Origin of the sequence: Umezawaea sp. NPDC059074 (genome assembly GCF_042738955.1) — a bacterium.
Classification (GTDB): Bacteria; Actinomycetota; Actinomycetes; order Mycobacteriales; family Pseudonocardiaceae; genus Umezawaea.
Genome location: NZ_JBHYHC010000112.1, coordinates 1 through 19,017 on the forward strand (window position 1 = coordinate 1; position 19,017 = coordinate 19,017).

A 19,017-nucleotide genomic window follows, 5' to 3' on the forward strand; every position below is an offset into this window, starting at 1 on the left:
GTCGAGGAGCGACCCGCCCACGGCCGGAGCCCTGCGCGAACGGAAGCGCACACCCGCACGGTAACGCTTACGGGACCAGTTGGAGCAGCACCGCGACCTCGGACTCGTCGTGCGGCAGGTACATCACCCGGACGACCGAGCCGGGCTGGACGTGGCGGATCGCGGTGGGCGGCAGGGCCTTCTCCTGCGTGACGTCGAACATGGTCTGGTCGGGCCGGGTGACGCGGAGCGTCAGCATGACGACCGAGCGGCCCTGCCGGACCTCGCCGGTGGGGGCCATGGCCAGCACGACGGCCCGCGACTCCAGGCCGTTCTGGGCGATGTGCAGCTGCTTCGGGGTGATGTGGCCCTTGGCGAGTTGCACGTGGTCGAGCGCGGACTGGAGTTCCTGCTGCGAGGCGTCCGTGGCGAGCGCGACGCGACCGTCCGGCAGGTACCGCACGGGCAGGACCGCGCCGGGCTGGACCGCGCCGATCTCGGTCAGGTCGACGATCTGGCGGGCGGTGCCGCGGAACGTGCGGCCGTCGGGGGTGTCCACGTCGAGCTGGATGTCGAGCTGCGGCTGGTCGTTGACGCTCAGGCCGGTGCGGGCCACACCGACGACCGTGCCCATGCCGATCGGCGCGCCGAGGAACGCCTTGGGCACTCCCCCGGTCAGCGCGGCGAACCCGCCGCCGAGCTTGCCCGCGAGGGAGAACATCATCGGGGCGACGAACAGCAGGATGATCGGGCCCGCGAGCCAGCCGTTGAGCCAGGCGAACTGGTCGTCGCCGGTGAGGCCGGTGGTGACGAACAGGGCGGTGCAGACGAGTCCTACCGCGAGCACGATCCAGGCGATGGCCTTCATGGTGATTCCTTCTTTCCGTTGTGGAGCAGGCTCAGGAGGGGTTGCCGAGGAAGTCGGTGGCGCCGATCGGGACCGCGGTCACGCGGCCGTCCGCGCCGGTGGTGGCGAGCACGCCGCCCGCGGCGACCACGGTGGTGCCGTCGGCTCGGGTGACCGCGCGCTCGGGTGACGAGTCGAGGGCGAGGGAGCCGGTGACCGCGCCGGTCGTCAGCGAGACGGCGCTCAGCTCGTCGCCGGTGTCGTTCACCGACCGGTTGTGCTTGACCAGCACGTGCCCCGACGCCGCACCGGCCGCCGACTCGCCGTCGAGCACGATGGTCGCGCCGTGGAACGCGGCGTCACCGACCTGCGCCTCGGTGCCGTCGGCCCCGATCCGCACCAGGACGCTGCCCGGTCCGCCGCCCGGTCGCGGCCGGAGTTCGACGGTCGCGTCGGCGCCGAGCGCCGCCTTGTTCGCCGTCGCGGACTTGTGGGTCGGCCTGCCGGAGAGGGTGCCGATCCACGCGGCGGTGGTGGCCTGGTCGGTGGGCACGGCGGCCGTGGCGTCCAGCGGCAGGGCGAGCACCGCGCCGGTGGCGTTCATCGCCAGCACCCGCCGGTTGGCGGCGTCGTAGGCGTAGGCCGCGGGTGAGGCGACGTACGAGCCGCCGAGGCCTTCGACGCCCGAGCCCTGGCTGACGATCGACCCGTCGTGCAGGTCGACGACCATCAGCCCGGACGCGGTGGCGAGGTAGGCGTACCGGTCACCGGCCGCGAGCACGTCGGCGTCCCAGATCAGCTCGTCGGACAGCTGCACGTCCCACAGCACCTCGCCGGTCGCCGGGTCGGCGGCGGCGAGCCGGACCTGGAACAGGTCCTTCGCCATCAGCTGGAACATGCCGCGCGCCCCGTGCCGCTCGTACGGCGCCAGCACGACCTGGCGGCCGTTCACGGCGGCGAACCCGACGCCCGCCTTGACCTCGACGGACGGCTCCGGCGACACGAGGTAGGAGAACCCGAAGAACATGAAGCCGAAGAACAGCAGCGGGAGCAGCAGCAGGAGCGGGCCCTTGCGGCGACGGCGGCGAGCGGGCTTCGGCATCTCGTAGGGAGCGGCCTGGCCGTACGGCTGCGGCGTGTAGTTCTGCGGTGACTGGTACATGTCGGTCGCTCCCCCGTCGGACTCTCGGTCGGTGTGGGGAAAGCATGCGTTCGGGTTCGCGCCTACCGATCACAGGAACGGCACTACTCTGGTCTCGATGAGCACCGTCCACACGCGCGCCGAGGCGGCCCTGCCCCGCGGGCTGCTGATCGCGCAGGCGTGGTCGGGGCTCGGGGACGCGGTCGCGCCGTTGAGCAACGCGGCGGGTCGGCCCCTGGCCCGCACGGTGAAGCTGATCCTCGACCCGCTGGTGCTGCGCCCGGTGCTCAACCCGCGGTTCGCGGCGGGCGCGGTCGGCATCGAGCACGTGGACGCGCTGCGCGACCGGATCACCGAGGCCGGGCCGGTGCTGGCGGCCACGGCGGCGTGGTTCCTGGTGCTGAAGAAGGAGCGCCGCCGGGCGGGCATCACCGACGGCAACCCGCAGGACCTCTACTTCCAGCGCTGCTTCGAGCTGGCCAACACCCACGGCGCGCCGCACCCGGACACCGCCGCCCGCCGTGCCGCCGCCGTGCTGGCCGAGGTGCACCAGCAGGACGGGCCCACGGTCGGCGGGCTGCGCGACTTCGTGACCGGCCACGACGCCGAGCTCACCCGGCTGCTCGACCTCGCGTGGACGCACCCGCCCGTGCCGCGACGCGCGCCGGGCCCGGTCCGGCCCTCGGACTTCCTGGCCACCTGCGCGACCAAGCCGGACCGGGCGCGGTTCGCCGCGCTCGTCGCGGACCTGGCGGGCAGCCGGGGCGCGGCGGACCTGGACCAGCCCGGCGTGGCGCGCGAGCGGGGGCTGACCGACCTCGACCTGCCCGCGCGTCCGATGGTGGGGCTCGGCGCGTCGAAGCAGTCGTTGCCCAAGCCGTTCGACCGGTCGATCGTCGAACGGCTGTTCGCGGCCGTGACCAGCGCGTTCCGCGATTCGCTCGACGACGTCCCCGCGCTGGTCCGGCAGGAGGTCTCCCGGTCGGCGGGCCCGTGGCAGCTCGCCGAGGAGACCGGCCGGGTCGTGCTAGTGCTGGGCTGGGAGGCCACGGCCGCGCTGGTCGACGGGCCTTCGGGCCCGGCCGGTGGAGCGACCGCCCGGCTGCGGCTGCGGTGGGACCGGGAGGCGTACGTGCACCGCGCGCTGCGGATGCCGTCGTCCGTGCCGGAGGGCGTGCGGGCCGCCGTGGACGGCGTCCGCGAGGCCTACCAGCGGCGGCTGTGGGTGCGCGTGCACGGCCGCGAACTGCGCCACGACGACATCACCGCCGACGAGCTGTGGGACGTGCTCGACGGCGTGCTGCGCTCGGTGATCCTCGACCAGCGCGACCGGCTGCGGTCGGCGCTGGAACGCCAGTCCGCCGGAGGTCCGCTATGAGGGTCGAGCGCACCGACGAGGAGGTCCGGATCGGCGACTGGCCGTCGCACCCCGAGCGGACCGCGCTGCTGGAGGCGAGGGGCGCACTGCTGGCGTGGGACGTCCTGGCCGACGACCCGGTGCCGAGCGCCCGCGTGCACGACCCCGAGCGGGCCGCCGACTGGCTGTGGGAGGTCTACGGGACCGCCGACGTCCTCGCCGCCACCGAGGTCACCGTGCCCACCGAGGGCGACTGGCGGGTCCGCGAGGCGGGCCGGGTCGTCGCCCACCTGCGCTGGGCCGAGGCCTGGTGGCCCGCGTCCCCGACCGCGGGCATCCCGGCGTTGGACACCGGACTGCTGCGCGCGGAACTGGCCGTGGCGACCGGGGACGTCGAACACCTGCTGGACGACGAGGACGCCACCGCGCGGGCGCTCGCCGCGATCGGCCCGTTCACCGCAGACCCCGCCGTGGACGCCCTCGCCGCGCGGCTGGCGGCGCTGGCCGAGGACTACGGCGTGGAACTCGCCGAGGCCGCCGTGCCGAGCCGGTCGACGTTCGCGCTCGCCGCTGGCGGCGACGACCGGACCGATGGCGTGACCGTCCTCAGTGGAGCCGATGCGGTCGACTGGGCGTTGGTGCCGCAGGGAAGCGTGGACGCGGCGGCCGACGCTCGGTGGTCCGTCGTCCGGCGGCAGGGCTCGACCTTCCTGGAGGTCGCGGTCTCCCCCGGCCCGCGTGAGGGTGCTCGGCTGGCGGCGCGGTTCGGTGCCGTGGACGTCCCGCTCGACGACTCGGACGGGCTCGGCAGGCTCACCGGCAGCACCGCCGTCCCGCCGACCGTGCTCCTGCTGCCGCCCGCCCAGCGCGTGCTCACCGTCTACGCCCCCGGCTTCGCCGACCCCACCCCTCCCGACCCGGACGCGCCCGCGCGGCGGGCCGCGATCGTCGACCACGCGCGGTCCCGCGTCGGCTCGGCCGCCGCCACGCTCACCGAGCGGCTGGCGGGTCGCCGGTGACGTGGAAGGACCTCAACAACGAGGGCGTCCGGCTGGTCCAGGCCGGTGACACCGCGGGGGCCGAGACCGCGTTGCGCGCCGCCTACCGGGCCGCGACCACGGCGGCCGACCGCGCGTCCACGCTGGTGAACCTGGCAGCGGCCGTCGAGCCGGAGGAGGCGCTCGACGTGCTGGCCGAGGCCGCGGGCCTGGCCGACTCCCCCGCGCTGCGGGCCACGGTGCTGGCGTCGCGGGCGAACACCCTGCTGGCGCTCGGTCGGTGGGACGAGGCGTGGGAGGACACCGCACGCGGTCTCGTCGACGCGCCCCTTCGCGAAGAGGCGATGCTGCGAGCCGTGCGGATGGGCCTGCTCGTGGCCGTGGGCAGGCTGGCGGAGGCGCGGACCGAAGCCCTTGCGGCCGAACGACATCCGGAGTTCGCCGAGCATGCCCGCGCCACCCTCGACTACCTGGCCGCGGTCCCGCCGTGGCAGGCGTGCGTGGGGTTGAACGTCCAGGGCGCGGCGCTGGCCCAAGCAGGCGATCTCCAGGGGGCGCACGCCGCCTTCGAGGCCGCCTACCGGGCCACCCTCGAGTCGGACGACGTCGAGGCGCTGGCGTGCCGGGCCGCCATCGCGGGCAACCTCGCGGGCCTCACGGACGCCGTGCGGTGGAGCACCGAGGCCATCGACCTGGCCCACGCGCTCGGCGACCGGCCCGACACGGTGGACGTGCTGGTCAACGCCCTCCTCGTGCGCGCCCAGCACCTCGGGCACGCCTCGCGGACCACCGAGGCGCTGGCCGACGTGGACGAGGCCGCCCGCCACGCCGACACGATCGCACTCCGAGCCGTTCGCGCCAGGGTGTTGGCCACGGGCGGGCGGTTCGGCGAGGCGTCCGCCGAGGCCACGGCCGCGCTCGACCTCGCCTACGCCGCCGAACCGCACCTCGTCGCGGGCCTGCACACCACGCTCGCCGAGATCGCGGGCTCGACCGGTGATCTCGCGGGCAGTGCCGAGCACCACGGCCTGGCCCGCGACCTGGCCGCCGCGACGGGCGACCGCGCCACCGAGGCCACGTCGGTGCTCAGCCTGGCGCGGCTCGCGTACCTGGGCTCGGACAACGACCGCGCGGAGGCGCTCTACCGCGAGGCCGAGCCGCTGCTGCACGACGACCCCCGCCGCCTCGCCGTGTGCCTGCACGGCCGCGCGGCCGTGGCGATCGGCCTGGGCAGGCCGTCGGACGGCCTGCGGCTGCTCGACGAGGTGGAACAGCGGTGGGACGGGCAGGCCACCCCGGTCGAGCTGATCGGCCTGCACCAGGTCCGCGGTGGGGCGTTGGAGGCGCTGGGCGACCACGCCGGGGCCGACGAGCAGTACGCCGAGGCGCTGGCCGTGTGCGAGCGGGCCGGGCTGCGGCACGTGGCGCTGGGCATCGCCTGGTGGCGGGCCGACGCGCTGCTGAGGTCCGCGACCACCGCCGACGTCGAGGTGTGCCGTCGAGCCCTGGACCTGGCGCTGCCCGCCGCGCTGGCGGCGGAGGCCGTGCGGCACCGCTTCGCCCACGGCCCGTTGCGGGAGCGGTGGATCGCCCTGGCCGCCGCGCCCGCGACCCGTGCCGCGTTCGCCGCGATCGGCTCGCTCGGCGACGTGGACCTCGCCGCCGCGTACGTCGACCACCTGACGGCGACGGTGTCCCTGCACTCCGAGGCGGCGCAGGCGGTCGCGCGCGACGAGATCCTGACGCTGCCGGAGCCGCCCGCCGACCACCTGCCCTACGCCGCGTCGTTCCTCACCGTCGTGAGCGCCGACCTGACCGCGGACTTCCTGCTGCCGCCCCGAGTCCGGCTCGACCCGGCCACACCGTCCACACTGGACTCCTGGATCGACGTGGCCGAACGCCGCTACGGCTTCCCCGTCCGCTCCGCGGAGGCGGTGGCGTCGTGGTAGCCGTGCAGCTGAAGTTCGTCGACGCCGGCGACCTGTACGTGTCGTGGCGCTGGGAGCACGCGCTCGACCAGCCCCGCGCCCTGCGGATCCCGCGCGACCTGGTGCGGAAGGCGTTGGACGACTGGGCCGCCGCACTGCCGTCACCGCTGCCGGGTGAACGCCCGGACAAGGCGTTGGCGCGGGCGTTGACCCACGGCCCGCTGCTGGACCGCGACCGGGAGGCCGAGCTGTCCGGCGCGCTCGCGCGGGCGCTGTTCCCGCACCAGCTCGGCGTGGAGCTGACCTCGGTGGTGGAGCAGGGCCTCCGGCCGCACCTGCGGGTGCAGGCGTCGCCGTCGACCGCGCTCGTGCCGTGGGAGGCGCTGCGGGTGGACGAGGGCGAGCGGACCGTGCACCACGCCGACGTCTCCACGCTCACCCCGGCGACCGTCCGCAACGCCACCGGCAGGCGCGTGTCCCCGTTCCGTCCACACGGGACGGTCCTCGGCGTGCTGGACCCGGTCGTGCCGGGGTTCGCCGACCACTCCGCGCTCGGCTCCGTGCTCGGACCGGGTTCCCCGCTGGCCACCCTCGGCGCCACCCGGCGTGCCGACGTCGACCGCGACCACCTGGAGAAGGCCCTCGCCGACGCCGACCGCTTCCTCTACGTCGGCCACGTCACCACCGGCGACCACGCCCTCGACTCCCGCCTGCACCTCTCGTGCGGCAAGGACACCACCGGCCGGGCCGCCCTCCTCGGCGTCCACCGCCCGCTCACGGCCGCCGACATCGCCCTCGGCCACCGACCGGGCGCGCCCAGACCGTGGCGCGTCCCGAACCGCGTCGCCCTGGTCGCCTGCGACAGCGGCGGCGACACCCGCTTCGCCGAACCGACCGGCCTCGTCGCGGCGATGGTCCACGGCGGCGCGGAGTACGTGACCTCGACCCGCTGGACCCTGCCGACCGACGCGGGCCTCACCCACCTGGTCCCCGACTTCCCGACCACACCGGTCCTCCCCTCGACCGTCCTCGCCGTGAACGAGGCCCACGAGGCACCCGACCCGGTGGCCGCGCTGTGCGCGTGGCAACGCGCCCAAGCCGACCACTGGGAACTCACCGGCGACCCCACCCACTCCCCGGTGATCTGGGCCGCTTTCACCACGGCCTGGGCTCCGGCACCGCGATCGCGCTCCTGACCAGGGACGACACAATTCCCGACATTCGTTTCGGTCGAATACCCCGCACTTCCCCGGTATCGAATGGTATAAGCGCCGTTATACCGGTGGTGAATGACCCGAATGGCCCAGGTAATCACCTGGAATAACGGGGAGAATGGGTGACATGACCCCCACGGAATGTGTCCTGCCCGCGAGCGCGCGGTAGGCGTCGTGGCGGAGAACTACTTCGGGGCCCAGAAGCCCGACTACGAGCTGCGGCTGTGCCGGATCGTGGAGCAGCGGGCGGGGCGGTACGCCGACGAGGTCGAGATGGCGTTGAACCGCAACGAGCTGCGGCCGCAGGAGGACGTGCTGCTGGACGAGTTCGAGCAGTTCGTGTCCGGGATCCTGGACGAGTACCCGGCGCGGTTGCGCCGCAAGTCGCACCAGCTCGTGTTCGAGCCGCTGTACCTGCGGCCGCCGGAGACCGAGCCGAGCGAACGACGGCGCACGCTCCTGGTCGCGTTGATGGCGGCCGAGGTCGAGGCGCAGGGGCCGTTGCGGTTGACGATGACGCAGAACAAGGACCTCGCGGAGATCCTGGAGCGGTTGGGGCACGACTGCGTCGCCGAGAAGATGATGCGGCACGCCGAGGAGGCGTTCGAGCGGGCCGCGGAGATCCACCTGCTGACCAACGACGGCGAGTCGCGCGACCGCAACCTGTACCTGCGCACGAAGGCGCGGCACCGCAACGAGCGGGCGCGGTGGCGGCGGGCCGTGCTGACCGTGTCGGACCTGACCTGCGGCTACGGCTACCGCCCCTACCGGCTGCTCGGGTGGGTGCTGGTGCAACTGCTGGCGTTCTGGGGCGTCCTCGCGGTGGCGTCGGACAGCACGACGCTGCACACCCTGTACCTGGCGGCCGTCAACTACATCAACCCCGCGGGCACGGACAACCTCGACGCCACGGTGAAGTCCGTGCTGGTCGTGGAGAGCTACAGCGGGCTGCTGTCGTTGAACGTGTTCTTCGCGCTGCTCGTGCGCCGCTGGTTCCGGTAGTTATTCGCTTGACCCCGACCGCGGGTCGACGCTCCACTGTGGTCCGATCGGCACCACCGGAGGGGCAGCGTTGGAGATCCGTTCCACGACCGAGCAGGACCTCGACCTCTTCGTCGACACGGCGCACACCGCGTTCGGCCGCTTCCGGGACACCCCGAGGGACGACGGCGGGACCTGGTTCTCGGCGTTCGAGATGGACCGCGGCCTGCTCGCCGTGGCGGAGGACGGGCGGGCCGTCGGCACGGCCACCGCGTACTCCTTCGAACTCACGCTGCCCGGCGAGGTCGTCGTGCCCGCCGCCGGGGTGTCCGCCGTCGGCGTCGTGCCCACGCACCGCCGCCGGGGCGTGCTCACCGCGCTGATGCGGCGCCAGCTCGCCGACCTCCGGGCCCGCGGCGAGTTCCTCTCGGTGCTGCTGTCCAGCGAGGCCACGATCTACCGCCGGTTCGGCTACGGCCCCGCGACCTACGAGTCCCGGCTGACCGTGGCACGCCACCAGGCCGTCTTCGCCGTCCCGCGGTCGACCGACCGGATCGAGGTGCTCCGGCGCGACCAGTGCGGCGACCTGCTGGAGGAGGTCTACGACCGGTACCGCCGCGCCCGCCCCGGCGCGCTGTCCCGACCGGCTCGCTGGTGGGCCCTGGGCGCGGGCCAGCCCCCGATCGCCCCCACGCCGCGGTACATCGCCGTCCACCGGGACGCCGACGGTGTCGTGGACGGGTACGCCAGCTACTCGATCGACTCCGGAACCCTGGCGGTCGACGAGACCATCGCCACCACCGACGCCGCCACCACGGCCCTGAACAGGTTCGTGCTCGGCCACGACCTCGTTTCCAAGATCGTGCTCAAGCACCTCCCGCCCGACCACCCGCTGCGCTGGCAGCTCGTGGACTTCCGCGCGGCGGAGGTGAGCGACGACACCGACTGGCTCTGGGTGCGGCTGCTGGACGTCCCGCGGGCGTTGACCGCACGCGGCTGGTTCGCCGACGGCGACCTGGTGCTCGACGTCGACGACCCGTTCCTCGCCGAACGCGGCCGCTACCTGCTGACCGTCCGCGACGGCAAGGCCGACTGCGCGCCCACGGACCAGGCGCCCGACCTGTCGCTCGACGTGAGCGATCTGGGCTCGGTCTACCTCGGCGGCACAACGCCGAGCACGCTCGTCCGGGCAGGCCGTGTCCGGGCCCACCGCTCGACCGCCGCGGCCGAAGCCGACGCCCTCTTCCGCACCGACCGGCCCCCGCACTGCCTGCACTGGTTCTAGCTGAGCCGGGCTTCCTGCCACGCCACGAGCGTGCGCATGGACACCTGGTCGCGGATCCACGCCACGTTCTGCTGCCACGACGCGGTGAAGCTCGGCTCGACCTCCAGGTCCGCCCACAGCGGGCGGAGGGCCTGGTGGACGTGCGCGCCGGGCATCCACAGCCGGACCAGCAGGGTGAGGGCCGCGCCGAGCAGCATCGTCGGGTCGGCTCCCGCGGCCATGTCGCGCTCGGCCTGCTCGACCACGTGGCCGAGCGAGGTGTAGAGCCAGTCGTGCAGGGCCAGGTCCTCGCAGAACCGGATCGCCTCGGTCAGCAGTTCCGGCGGCACGACCACGTCCACCGTGCGGCGGACGTCCGTGTCGATGTGCAGGTGCACCCTGGGCCGCGCGCCCTCGCGGGCCGTCGCGTTCCACCGCAGCTGGGTCGGGCGGGTGCGCAGGGCGATCTTGTGGTCGAGCTGCGGCCTGCCCTGCACGAGGTTCAGCATCCGCTGGCACACCGCGCCCAGGTCGAGCGCTTTCCGTTGCGGCGCGGGCAGTTTCGTGCCGCCGATGACCTTCGCCTGGTCCGGGCGGCCGAGGACGTCGACCACGCCCCGGCGCGCGGTGTAGTGCGACCACTCGCGGCGCTCGCGGTAGTCGACCCACTCCAGCCGAGTGCGCGAGGAGGCCTGGACGACCGCGCCGCCCACGACGACCGCGTGCGTCACGACCGTGCCGATGCCGCGCGCCTTCACCTGCGGGTCGGTCGACAGGGTGCAGTCCACGCCGACGATCGAGTCCGGCGACACCGTCCGGTTGATCGGCCGGTCGGTCGCGGTGATCTGCCTGCCCGGCCGCATCGACAGCAGGTCCGCCACGGCCTGCGCGGGCAGGGGCAGCGAGGTGCGCAGCAGGCCGGTGCGGATCTCGCCGATGATCACCACGGCGACCCGGCCACCGGGGCCTCGATGAAGACGTGCGAGACGCGCGTGCTGAGCCCGCCCGGCACGGGCACGCCCTCCTGCTCGGCGCGGGCGACGGTCTTCGCGATGACCGACTCGTCGATGTCCAGGTGGCTGAGGATGACCCGGACCGCGTGCTCGATCCCGAGGTAGGCCTGCGGCAGCACGGACATCGTCCGGTACGCGGCGAACGGGGCGGCGCGCTTGGACAGCTGGACCACGGCGGGCAGGTCGCTCCACTGGGCGGGCCAGTCCGCCGTCCACTGACGGGGTTCGGCGACCGGCTCGCCCTCGTAGCGCAGGGCTCCGAGGCGGAGCAGCTGCCACACCGACGCGAGGAACGGGCACGACCACAGCCGCCGCGTCACGGACTCGCCGTCGACCTTCTCGGTCCAGTCCCGCCACAGCTCCACGTCGAGGAAGATCGAGTGGTTGCGCCTGCCGAACTCCACGGCGGGCTTCCACTCCGTCGCGGGCATCATCGCCTGGCTGCCGCCGGAGTTGTCCGGCGAGCGCTCGCCGTTGCACAGCCAGCCGATGTCCTGCACGGGCGGCCGCGACCCGGTCGTGCCGACCGGTGGCTCCGGCAGCAGCATCGCGGCGGTCAGCTCGGCCAGCGGGATCCCGTCGGCCTCGAAGCACCCGGCCTCGCGGGCCAGGTAGTCGATCTCGATGTCGAACTCCGCCGCGATGGCGACCAGCCGGGTGATGACGTCGGCGGGCCGGGTGTCGTGCGGCCGGAAGTAGTCGTCGATCAGGAAGCACGTGCTCAACCGGGGCGCGACGCCGTTCAGGTCGTCCTTGAGGGCCGCTCGGGTCGCGTTCAGCCACGGCACGACCTTGCGGAACTGCGCGCGGATGCGGTCGTCGCCGCCGACGAAGTCCTGCATGTATAGGTGGCCGACCTCGACCGACAGGTGCGAGAGCGCAACGTGGCGCGGCTCGTTCCTGGTCGTCGACTCGGTGTAGACGGGGGTGTCCAAGCCGGTCACATCCCCTCCCAGACCGCGTCGTCGGTCAGCCGGGCGGACAGCTCCTTGAACGCCTGCACGGTGGTGGTGTTGGCGATCTTCGCCGAGACGTCGGATTCGGCGATGATCTGCTCCCTCCACTGCAACACCGGCTCCACGGGTGTCGTGCCGAGGACCCGGCTGCGACCGAGCTTGTGGTCGACCGCGAGCTTGCGCAGCTCCTCGTCGCACGCGTGCAACCAGGTCGCCTGGGCGGCGGTCTGGCCGGGATTGTGCTCCTTCAGGTCGGGCACCGCCACCCGGACGAACCGGATGGCGTCCAGCAGCGCGTCCGGGTCGTGCCCGACGCTCTCGCCGACCGCGAGCAGGCCCCGGTCGCCGTACACCAGGCCGTTCGCCGCGACGATGTGCTGGTGGGTCCAGCGGTGGAACACCAGCCAGCGGGCCGTGACGCCGCGCATCGTGGACTGGGCGGTGGCCTTGAGCGCCATGGTCAACGCCGTCGAGCGGCCCGCGCTGAGGTCGACCACGACCACGTCGAACTCGCTGTCGAGCCGGGTGAGCAGCTCCACGCAGCGCTGGTCGAGGTCCGCCGACGTGGCGAACTCCGCGCCGCCCCGGTCGCCGGGGAAGAACGCCAACCGGCCCGCGCGCACGTTCGTGCCGCGCAGGTCCGGCCGCGAGGTCGTGCGCCACACGTCGAGCCTGCGGGGGTCCGCCACGTCGTCGGTGAAGTAGCTGTGCAGCCCGTCGCGGTCCACCCCGCGCTCGGCCTTGGGGATCTCGAAGATCGCGCCCGCGGTCGGCGAGCCGAAGTCGAAGTCCAGGTAGGCCACGTCCAACCGCTGGGCCAGGTGGAACGCGATGTTGCAGCTCGTGACGGACCGGCCGGTGCCGCCCTTGTCCGACGATGCGAAGACCAGCACTAGACCCCCCTCGACGCGTTGGCCCTGGCCACGCTCATCTCGTCCAGGCTCAGCAGGGCCGCCAGCGCGAGGGCGTTCGCGGTGCCGGGCTGGGCGGTGATGATCTCGCGCGCCCGGCTCAACCTGCGCTCGATGTCGACGAGCTGGGTGCTGCGGGTCGAGCTGTCGTCGGAGTCCGACTGCACCAGCAGCTGGTTGAGCAGGTGCTCGGCCTCGTGCAGCGCCTCCTCGGCGCGGCTGCGCATGCCGGGGCTGCGCAGCGGCTGCGCCTGGTAGGTGCGCGACCCGGCGATGAGGGCCTCGATCACGCGCTCGGTCATCGACCACGACGGCGCGGTCTCGCCGGGCCGGTCCTCGTCCGGGAACAGCGTCTCGGCCGGGTCGTCCCACAGGCCCGTCGCCGGGCCGGTGTGGATGCGCCGCTTGTCGAGGTGGTCCATGGTCGTCTCGGCGAGCCGCATCAGCCGGTCGCGCGCGCTGCGGTTCGCCGACAGCGCCGCCGCCTGGAGGCAGCGCTTGAGCAGCAGCGGCGCGAAGTCGCGGGCGTGCCAGAACAGCGGCGGCTCGCTCGTGCCCGCCAGCCGCATCCGCACACCGGGCACGTGCATCGCCACCGAGGCGTCGTCCTTGGTGACGCGGCGGGTGATCCGGCCGCGCTGCGCGAGCGCCTCGAACACGGCGACCGCGCGGTTGAGGTCGTCGTCCGTCGCGGTCCGGTTCTCCAGGTCCTGCACGAGGACCGCGGACACCAGCAGCGAGTAGTAGTCGGACTCCTCGCCGTCCGAGGTGCGCCACGGGATGTCCTCCAGCGGCCACTCCCTGCCGAACCGGGCGATGGTGGACCAGTACCGCTGGGTCAGGTCCCAGCGGGTGTGCAGGGCCTCGGCGAGCCGCCGCTGCTCGTCGTCGAGCAGGTTCAGCTCACGGGTGCGCTGCGACCGGAGGTCGTTGATGCCGTCGAGCGCGAGCACCGTGGAGTACAGGTACGGGCGCGCCTCGGCGACGCCCTTCACCGACGCGATCAGCGGCGCGGTCTCGAACGCGGACTTGGCGAGGTCCAGCTCCACCTCGGGAGCGCCCAGGACGATGCCCCAGCCCCAGCCGATCTCGAAGAGCCTGCTCTCCTCGTGCAGCGCGCTGTCCGTGCTGACGCCGAGGCGGACGTCGTCCATCAGCAGCGTGCGCACGCGCTGGAGGCGCTCGCGGAGCCTGCCGACGACCACCGTGTCCACGTCGACGTCCTGGTTGACCATCGCGAGCATCGCCGAGCGGACCTTGAGGTCGTCGCCCTCGGTGCCGACGGTCTTGACCACGAACGACCGCAGCAGGCCGATCTGGGCGGCGGTGAGCCGCCTGCTCAGCGCCGCCTGGAGGGTCTCGATCCGCGCGGTCAGGGTGGCCCGCCGCCCCGGCTGGGGCTTGTAGACGCTCAGGAAGCCCAGCGCCGACAGGCAGAGCGTGAGCGACAGCGAGTACGAGTCGACCAGCCCCATCGACTGCTGAGCCCCGGTCGGCTCGCCGTCGTCGGAGAACAGGTAGTCGCCGCCGCCGAACACCGGCTCGCCGTCGCTCGTGTGGCGCTCGACGTAGTCCTCGATGACCTCGACCAGCCGGTGCGGGATCACCCTCGGGTCGCCGAACTTCTCCAGCGCCTTCACCGCGTCCTCGGCCATCACGTCCGGCTGCTCCAACGCCAGCGCGGGCACCTCGGTCGCCGGGTACAGCAGGCAGATCAGCTGTTCCGCGTCGGCCAGCGAATTGGGCCGGTCACCGCTGCTCCACACCCACACGCCATCGCGGTAGGACGATTTGATAACCGACCGCCAGATATCGAGAATCTGTCGTCTCGGCTGAATTCTCATCTGTCATCCCAGGGTGTGTGGCGGGGAGCGAAACGGTAGCACGGTCACCGGTGCTCCGATGGCAGGGTCGTTCGTCCGGGGAAAGCCGCGCGGCCCGCGCGTTCACCTCCGGAAGTGTGGCCACAGGCCACAAGCATCCCGGAATACCCGTCGCGCAACTTCGGTTCGGCGCCCGGTCCGACCCGGTCCACGGCGACGTCGTCGGCCAGCTCGGCCAAGCAGTCCAGCACGTCGTCGCGACCGATGGAGACGGCCGGGAATTCGATTCCGGCGACCTCGTACCCGAGCGAATTCTCCATGAAGGTTATGCAGAATGGAGCGCCGGGACTCAGCACTTCCAGGAATCCGCGCACGGCGGCGGTGAATTCGACCGGTTCGGACGTGATGGACTCGGCGACGAAGAACATGGTGCCCATGTCCCACCGCCGCGCCGCCGGGTCGAGCGCGAACACGCTGCCGGGCACGACCTCCACCCGCCGGGCGAGCGCGCGGCGCGGGTCCTCGCCCAGTTCGGCGTAGTGCCTGCCCGCGCCGAGGACCGACCAGAAGTCGCTCCACACGTCCGGCCACGAGGGCCAGTCGGCGGCGGCCTGCTCCGCGAGCCACTCCAGGTTCGACTTGGCGTGCTCGTAGAGCGTGATCGACTCGCAGAACGGGAGCATCGACAGCGCCGGGTACAGGTTGGCCCCGGTGCCGACGTCGATGCCGCACAACCCCGCGGGCGGGCGGCCCGACGCGAACTGGCGACCGAAGAAGTCCCGGACCAGCTCGACCACCCGGTGGTCCTCCGAGCGCACCCTGGCGTAGTTGCGGGCCAGGTAGTCGTTCGGGTCGAACTGGTACCACGGGATGTCGGCGTTGCGTTGTCGCCCGTTCTCCACTCAACCCCCAGGTGCGCGATCGACCGCGGTGAACGGTCGTTCACCCCATGATCGACCAGGTGCCGCCCACAAGCGATCCGCGATACGGCTGAACCCGCCGGTCCTCAGGCGTCCAGTTCGACCGGGCTCGCGACCGCCTCCGGCACCTCCAGCGGCAGCCACACCTGGAACCTGGTGTCGCCCGGCTGCGACTCGACGCGGATGTCGCCCCGGTGCTTGGTGACCACGATCCGCCAGGAGATGTCCAGGCCGAGGCCCGTGCCCTCGCCGACGGCCTTGGTGGTGAAGAACGGCTCGAAGATGCGGCTCCTGACCTCGGCCGGGATGCCCGCGCCGGTGTCGCCGATCTCGACGACGACCTGGTCGTCGGAGCGGAACGTGCGCACGGTCAGCGTGCCCGTGCCGCCCATCGCGCCGAGCGCGTTGTCGACCAGGTTCGTCCACACCTGGTTGAGCTCGCCCGCGAACGCGGGCACCGGCGGCAGCGAGCGGTCGTAGTCCTTGACCAGCCGCACGCCCTCGGGGATCTTGCTGCCGAGCATCACCAGCGTGGAGTCCAGCAGTTCGTGCACGTCCACGACCTGGAACGGGGCGCGGTCGAGCTGCGAGTACTGCTTGGCGGCGCCGACGAGCGTGGACACCCTGGTGGTGGCGTCCTCGATCTCGTTCATCAGCGTCTCGGTCTCGACGGTGTAGGCGAGCCAGCGGACGGCGGCCTCGGTCGCCGTGCTCGGGCACAGGCTCGCCGCCTCGTCCAGCCACTCCACGTCCAGGCCGCCCGCGACCAGCGTCGGCGCGAGGTCCCAGCCGCCGCGGATGCCGTGGTCCTCCAGCCAGTCGCCGACCTCGTCCTCGCGGTCGTTGGTCTCCAGCGCGCCGAGCTTGGGCGCCTTCGCGACCCGTTCGACGGCCTCCTCCTGGAGCTTCACCAGCGCCGGGAGCGTCTGCGGGTCGATCTTGCCGCTGGCGAGCATCGCCAGCTTGTGCCGCATCCCGGCGACCCGCTCGCGCAGCGCGGCGGTCGCCCGGACCGCCGCGGCGGCCGGGTTGTTCAGCTCGTGCGTGAGTCCCGCCGACAACGAGCCCAGCGCGAGCAGCCGCTCCCGGTCGTTCGTGGCGCGCTGGCTCTTCTGCATCCCGAGGAACAGGCCCTCCAGCAGGTGCATGGCCATCGGGAACCACTCGCGCACGACGGGCCCGAACTCGTCGGCGTCGAGCTGGTACATCACCGTGTCGGTGATCGACTCGACGGTCATCGTGTAGGTGCTCGGAGCGGCCACCTCGCCGCGCAGGTACGCCTGGGTCGCGCCGAAGTACGAGCCGCGGTGGTCGGTCCGGTTCACCTCCACGCGCTGGCCGCCGATGTTCCGGCACAGCGCGACCGTGCCCTCCAGCAGCACGAAGAAGCACGTGGCCTCGTCGCCCTCGGCGTGCACGAGCGTGCCGGCCTCGCGCGTCTCCACCTGCCCGTGCTCCACGAGCCATGCCAGCTGCTCCTCCGACAGGTGCTCGAACAGGAACAGCTCGCGCAGGTCGGCCGCGGTCAGCTCCGGCATGGCGATCACGACCTCTCCACTACGACGTGCGGTCCACGACCGCGCCTGTGTTGTCCAACGCCCCGACGTGCCCCGGTCTTACCCGAACTCCAGGTAGCGGTGCACCAGCGTGACGGCCATCGCACCCTCGCCGACGGCGGAGGCCACCCGCTTCACCGACTCCGCGCGCACGTCGCCCGCGACGAACACGCCCGGCACGCTGGTCTCCAGGTGGTACGGCGACCGGTCCAGCTCCCAGCCGACCGGCGAGCCGCCCTGGGCGGCCAGGTCCGGTCCGGCGAGCAGGAAGCCGCGCTCGTCGCGCGACACCGTGCCCTCCAGCCACTCCGTGCGCGGGGCGGCGCCGATGAAGGCGAACAGCCAGGACGCCTCCACGGTGGTCTTCTCGCCGGACGGGGCGTGCAGCAGGGTCAGGCTCTCCAGGTGGTCGTCGCCGGTACCGCCGACGACCTCCGTGCAGGTGCGGACCTCGATGTTCGGCACCTCGGCGATCTGGTCGATCAGGTACCGCGACATCGACCGGTCCAGCGAGTCGCCGCGGATCACCAGCACGACGCGGCGGGCGTGCCGGGAGAAGTACATGGCGGCCTGGCCCGCGGAGTTCGCGCCGCCGACCAGGTACACGTCCTGGCCCGCGCAGCTCGGGCCCTCGGTCGTGGCCGCGCCGTAGAACACGCCCCGGCCGGACAAGTTCTCCAGGCCGGGCGCGCCGAGCATCCGGTACGACACGCCGGTCGCCAGGATCACCGTGTGCGCGGCCAGTTCCGTGCCGTCGTCGAACTTCACCACGCGGGCCGCCCCGCGCTGCTCCAGCGCCACGACGTCGCGGGTGGTCAGCATCTCGACGTCGAACTTCAACGCCTGCCTGCGGGCCCGCTCGGTCAGCTGCTCGCCGGACACGCCGTCCGGGAAGCCCAAGTAGTTCTCGATCCGGCTGCTGGTGCCCGCCTGGCCGCCCGTGGCCACGCGCTCCACCAGCACGGTCCGCAGGCCCTCCGACCCGCCGTACACGGCGGCGCCCAGCCCCGCCGGGCCGCCGCCGACGACGATCAGGTCGTAGAAGTCCGACGACGGCTCGGTGCTCAACCCGACGCGGGCGGCCAGCTCGGCGTCCGTCGGCTGGACCAGCGGCTCGCCCTCGGGCGTCACCACGACGGGCAGCAGCGAGCCGTCCTGCCCGGCCGCGGCGAGCAGGCGCGCGGCCTCGCAGTCGCCGTCGTCGAGCGAGTGCCAGCGGAACGGCACGGAGTTGCGGGCCAGGAAGTCGCGCACCTCGTAGGAGCGGGGCGACCAGCGGTGCCCGATCACCCTGACCTGCCGCGCGGGCTGCCGGTCGGCCACCGACCAGGCGTGCAGCTGCTCGTCCAGCACCGGGTAGAGCTTCTCCTCCGGCGGGTCCCACGGCTTGAGGAGGTAGTGGTCCAGGTCGACCACGTTGATGGCCTGGATCGCGGCCTCGGTGTCCGCGTACGCGGTCAGCAGTACGCGCCGGGCCTGCGGGAACAGGTCCATGGCCTCTTCGAGGAACTCGATGCCGCTCATGTTCGGCATCCGGTAGTCGGCGAGCAGCGCGGCGACCTCCTCGCCGCGCAGCTTGATCTCGCGCAGCGCCTCCAGTGCCTGCGCGCCGGACTCGGCGCGCACGATCCGGTAGGCCTCGCCGTACTTGCGGCGCAGGTCGCGGGCCACCGCCCTGGACACGCTGGGGTCGTCGTCCACCGTGAGGATCGAGGGTCGCGAGACCCTGGCGGTCTCGGCGGGCGCGGGTGCAGTCATGGCCCTAGTCAAGCAGCGCGAACGGCCGCCGTCACCTGCGCACCCGGCGGAGGACAGGCGTAGGTTTCGCGGCGGACGATCACCGAGTCGAGGAGCACCCATGACCTCAGCCACCTGCCAGCACGTCGCCGACCTCGGCCCGGCCCCGGAGCCGAGCACCCTGGAGGGCTGCGAGGACTGCCTCGCGAGCGGTGGCCGCTGGGTCCACCTGCGCCTCTGCCTGAGCTGCGGCAAGGTCGGCTGCTGCGACTCCTCGCCCGCGAAGCACGCGAGCGCGCACGCCGCCGCCAGCGGGCACCCGGTCATCCGGTCGTTCGAGCCCGGCGAGACCTGGCGCTGGTGCTTCGTGGACCAGACGACCGTCTGACGCG

16 protein-coding genes are annotated in these 19,017 nt (G+C 73.0%); 7 read left to right on the forward strand and 9 right to left on the reverse strand.

All coding sequences use genetic code 11. From position 1 onward, the window contains the following. Window positions 1-67: 67 nt before the first annotated feature. Together ACFWW9_RS34850 and ACFWW9_RS34855 are read right to left on the reverse strand one after the other, a co-directional pair. Complete coding sequence (locus tag ACFWW9_RS34850; RefSeq protein ID WP_390386483.1) at window positions 68-847, reverse strand: hypothetical protein; 780 nt, start codon at window positions 845-847, stop codon at window positions 68-70. A 31-nt stretch (window positions 848-878) separates the two neighbouring features. Then, entirely contained in the window at window positions 879-1,988 is a 1,110-nt protein-coding gene (locus tag ACFWW9_RS34855) for a PA2928 family protein (RefSeq protein WP_390386484.1), read from the reverse strand. A 97-nt stretch (window positions 1,989-2,085) separates the two neighbouring features. On the opposite strand from ACFWW9_RS34855, the gene ACFWW9_RS34860 reads away from it, so the two are divergent. From ACFWW9_RS34860 to ACFWW9_RS34885, 6 genes are all read left to right on the forward strand, one after another. Then, window positions 2,086-3,345, forward strand: coding sequence for a hypothetical protein (locus ACFWW9_RS34860; RefSeq protein WP_390386485.1), 1,260 nt, complete (start codon window positions 2,086-2,088; stop codon window positions 3,343-3,345). Further along, complete coding sequence (locus tag ACFWW9_RS34865) at window positions 3,342-4,343, forward strand: hypothetical protein (protein ID WP_390386486.1); 1,002 nt, start codon at window positions 3,342-3,344, stop codon at window positions 4,341-4,343. The genes ACFWW9_RS34860 and ACFWW9_RS34865 overlap by 4 nt, the downstream gene beginning before the upstream one ends. After that, window positions 4,340-6,271 (forward strand): hypothetical protein, encoded by a 1,932-nt coding sequence (locus tag ACFWW9_RS34870; RefSeq protein ID WP_390386487.1) that lies wholly within the window; start codon window positions 4,340-4,342, stop codon window positions 6,269-6,271. Before ACFWW9_RS34865 ends, ACFWW9_RS34870 begins: the two co-directional genes overlap by 4 nt. After that, on the forward strand, window positions 6,265-7,446 hold the full coding sequence (locus tag ACFWW9_RS34875; protein WP_390386488.1) for a CHAT domain-containing protein: 1,182 nt from the start codon (window positions 6,265-6,267) through the stop codon (window positions 7,444-7,446). Before ACFWW9_RS34870 ends, ACFWW9_RS34875 begins: the two co-directional genes overlap by 7 nt. Before the next feature lie 192 nt (window positions 7,447-7,638). Further along, window positions 7,639-8,466 (forward strand): hypothetical protein, encoded by an 828-nt coding sequence (locus ACFWW9_RS34880; protein ID WP_390386489.1) that lies wholly within the window; start codon window positions 7,639-7,641, stop codon window positions 8,464-8,466. A 70-nt stretch (window positions 8,467-8,536) separates the two neighbouring features. Next, window positions 8,537-9,730 (forward strand): GNAT family N-acetyltransferase, encoded by a 1,194-nt coding sequence (locus tag ACFWW9_RS34885; RefSeq protein WP_390386491.1) that lies wholly within the window; start codon window positions 8,537-8,539, stop codon window positions 9,728-9,730. Here the strand turns inward: ACFWW9_RS34885 and ACFWW9_RS34890 are convergent. The 7 genes from ACFWW9_RS34890 to ACFWW9_RS34920 form a co-directional block, all read right to left on the reverse strand. After that, on the reverse strand, window positions 9,727-10,656 hold the full coding sequence (locus tag ACFWW9_RS34890; RefSeq protein ID WP_390386492.1) for an SCO2521 family protein: 930 nt from the start codon (window positions 10,654-10,656) through the stop codon (window positions 9,727-9,729). The genes ACFWW9_RS34885 and ACFWW9_RS34890 overlap by 4 nt on opposite strands. After that, a complete protein-coding gene (locus ACFWW9_RS34895; RefSeq protein ID WP_390386493.1) occupies window positions 10,650-11,666 on the reverse strand; it encodes an SCO2522 family protein in 1,017 nt (338 codons plus the stop codon). The genes ACFWW9_RS34890 and ACFWW9_RS34895 overlap by 7 nt, the downstream gene beginning before the upstream one ends. After that, the gene (locus tag ACFWW9_RS34900) at window positions 11,663-12,571 is read right to left on the reverse strand and encodes an SCO2523 family variant P-loop protein (protein ID WP_390386494.1); all 909 of its coding nucleotides are present in this window, start codon (window positions 12,569-12,571) and stop codon (window positions 11,663-11,665) included. Before ACFWW9_RS34900 ends, ACFWW9_RS34895 begins: the two co-directional genes overlap by 4 nt. After that, the gene (locus ACFWW9_RS34905) at window positions 12,571-14,433 is read right to left on the reverse strand and encodes an SCO2524 family protein (protein WP_390386495.1); all 1,863 of its coding nucleotides are present in this window, start codon (window positions 14,431-14,433) and stop codon (window positions 12,571-12,573) included. The genes ACFWW9_RS34900 and ACFWW9_RS34905 overlap by 1 nt, the downstream gene beginning before the upstream one ends. 44 nt (window positions 14,434-14,477) lie before the next feature. After that, complete coding sequence (locus tag ACFWW9_RS34910) at window positions 14,478-15,314, reverse strand: SCO2525 family SAM-dependent methyltransferase (protein ID WP_390386496.1); 837 nt, start codon at window positions 15,312-15,314, stop codon at window positions 14,478-14,480. A gap of 104 nt (window positions 15,315-15,418) precedes the next feature. Further along, on the reverse strand, window positions 15,419-16,870 hold the full coding sequence (locus ACFWW9_RS34915) for an ATP-binding protein (protein ID WP_390386518.1): 1,452 nt from the start codon (window positions 16,868-16,870) through the stop codon (window positions 15,419-15,421). 78 nt (window positions 16,871-16,948) lie between these two features. Continuing rightward, the gene (locus ACFWW9_RS34920; protein WP_390386498.1) at window positions 16,949-18,646 is read right to left on the reverse strand and encodes an FAD-dependent oxidoreductase; all 1,698 of its coding nucleotides are present in this window, start codon (window positions 18,644-18,646) and stop codon (window positions 16,949-16,951) included. A 100-nt stretch (window positions 18,647-18,746) separates the two neighbouring features. Between ACFWW9_RS34920 and ACFWW9_RS34925 the strand changes: the two genes are divergently transcribed. After that, window positions 18,747-19,013 carry a UBP-type zinc finger domain-containing protein gene (locus ACFWW9_RS34925; RefSeq protein ID WP_390386500.1) on the forward strand — a complete coding sequence of 89 codons (267 nt, stop codon included), beginning with the start codon at window positions 18,747-18,749 and terminating at the stop codon, window positions 19,011-19,013. The last annotated feature ends 4 nt before the right edge of the window (window positions 19,014-19,017 follow it).

What these genes read in the sequence shown, in the direction of transcription:
- ACFWW9_RS34850 (WP_390386483.1), bottom strand. Translation starts at nt 847, where the DNA reads ATGAAGGCCATCGCCTGGATCGTGCTCGCGGTAGGACTCGTCTGCACC.
- ACFWW9_RS34905 (WP_390386495.1), bottom strand. Translation starts at nt 14,433, where the DNA reads ATGAGAATTCAGCCGAGACGACAGATTCTCGATATCTGGCGGTCGGTT.
- ACFWW9_RS34865 (WP_390386486.1), top strand. Translation starts at nt 3,342, where the DNA reads ATGAGGGTCGAGCGCACCGACGAGGAGGTCCGGATCGGCGACTGGCCG.
- ACFWW9_RS34915 (WP_390386518.1), bottom strand. Translation starts at nt 16,870, where the DNA reads ATGCCGGAGCTGACCGCGGCCGACCTGCGCGAGCTGTTCCTGTTCGAG.
- ACFWW9_RS34925 (WP_390386500.1), top strand. Translation starts at nt 18,747, where the DNA reads ATGACCTCAGCCACCTGCCAGCACGTCGCCGACCTCGGCCCGGCCCCG.
- ACFWW9_RS34855 (WP_390386484.1), bottom strand. Translation starts at nt 1,988, where the DNA reads ATGTACCAGTCACCGCAGAACTACACGCCGCAGCCGTACGGCCAGGCC.
- ACFWW9_RS34920 (WP_390386498.1), bottom strand. Translation starts at nt 18,646, where the DNA reads ATGACTGCACCCGCGCCCGCCGAGACCGCCAGGGTCTCGCGACCCTCG.
- ACFWW9_RS34860 (WP_390386485.1), top strand. Translation starts at nt 2,086, where the DNA reads ATGAGCACCGTCCACACGCGCGCCGAGGCGGCCCTGCCCCGCGGGCTG.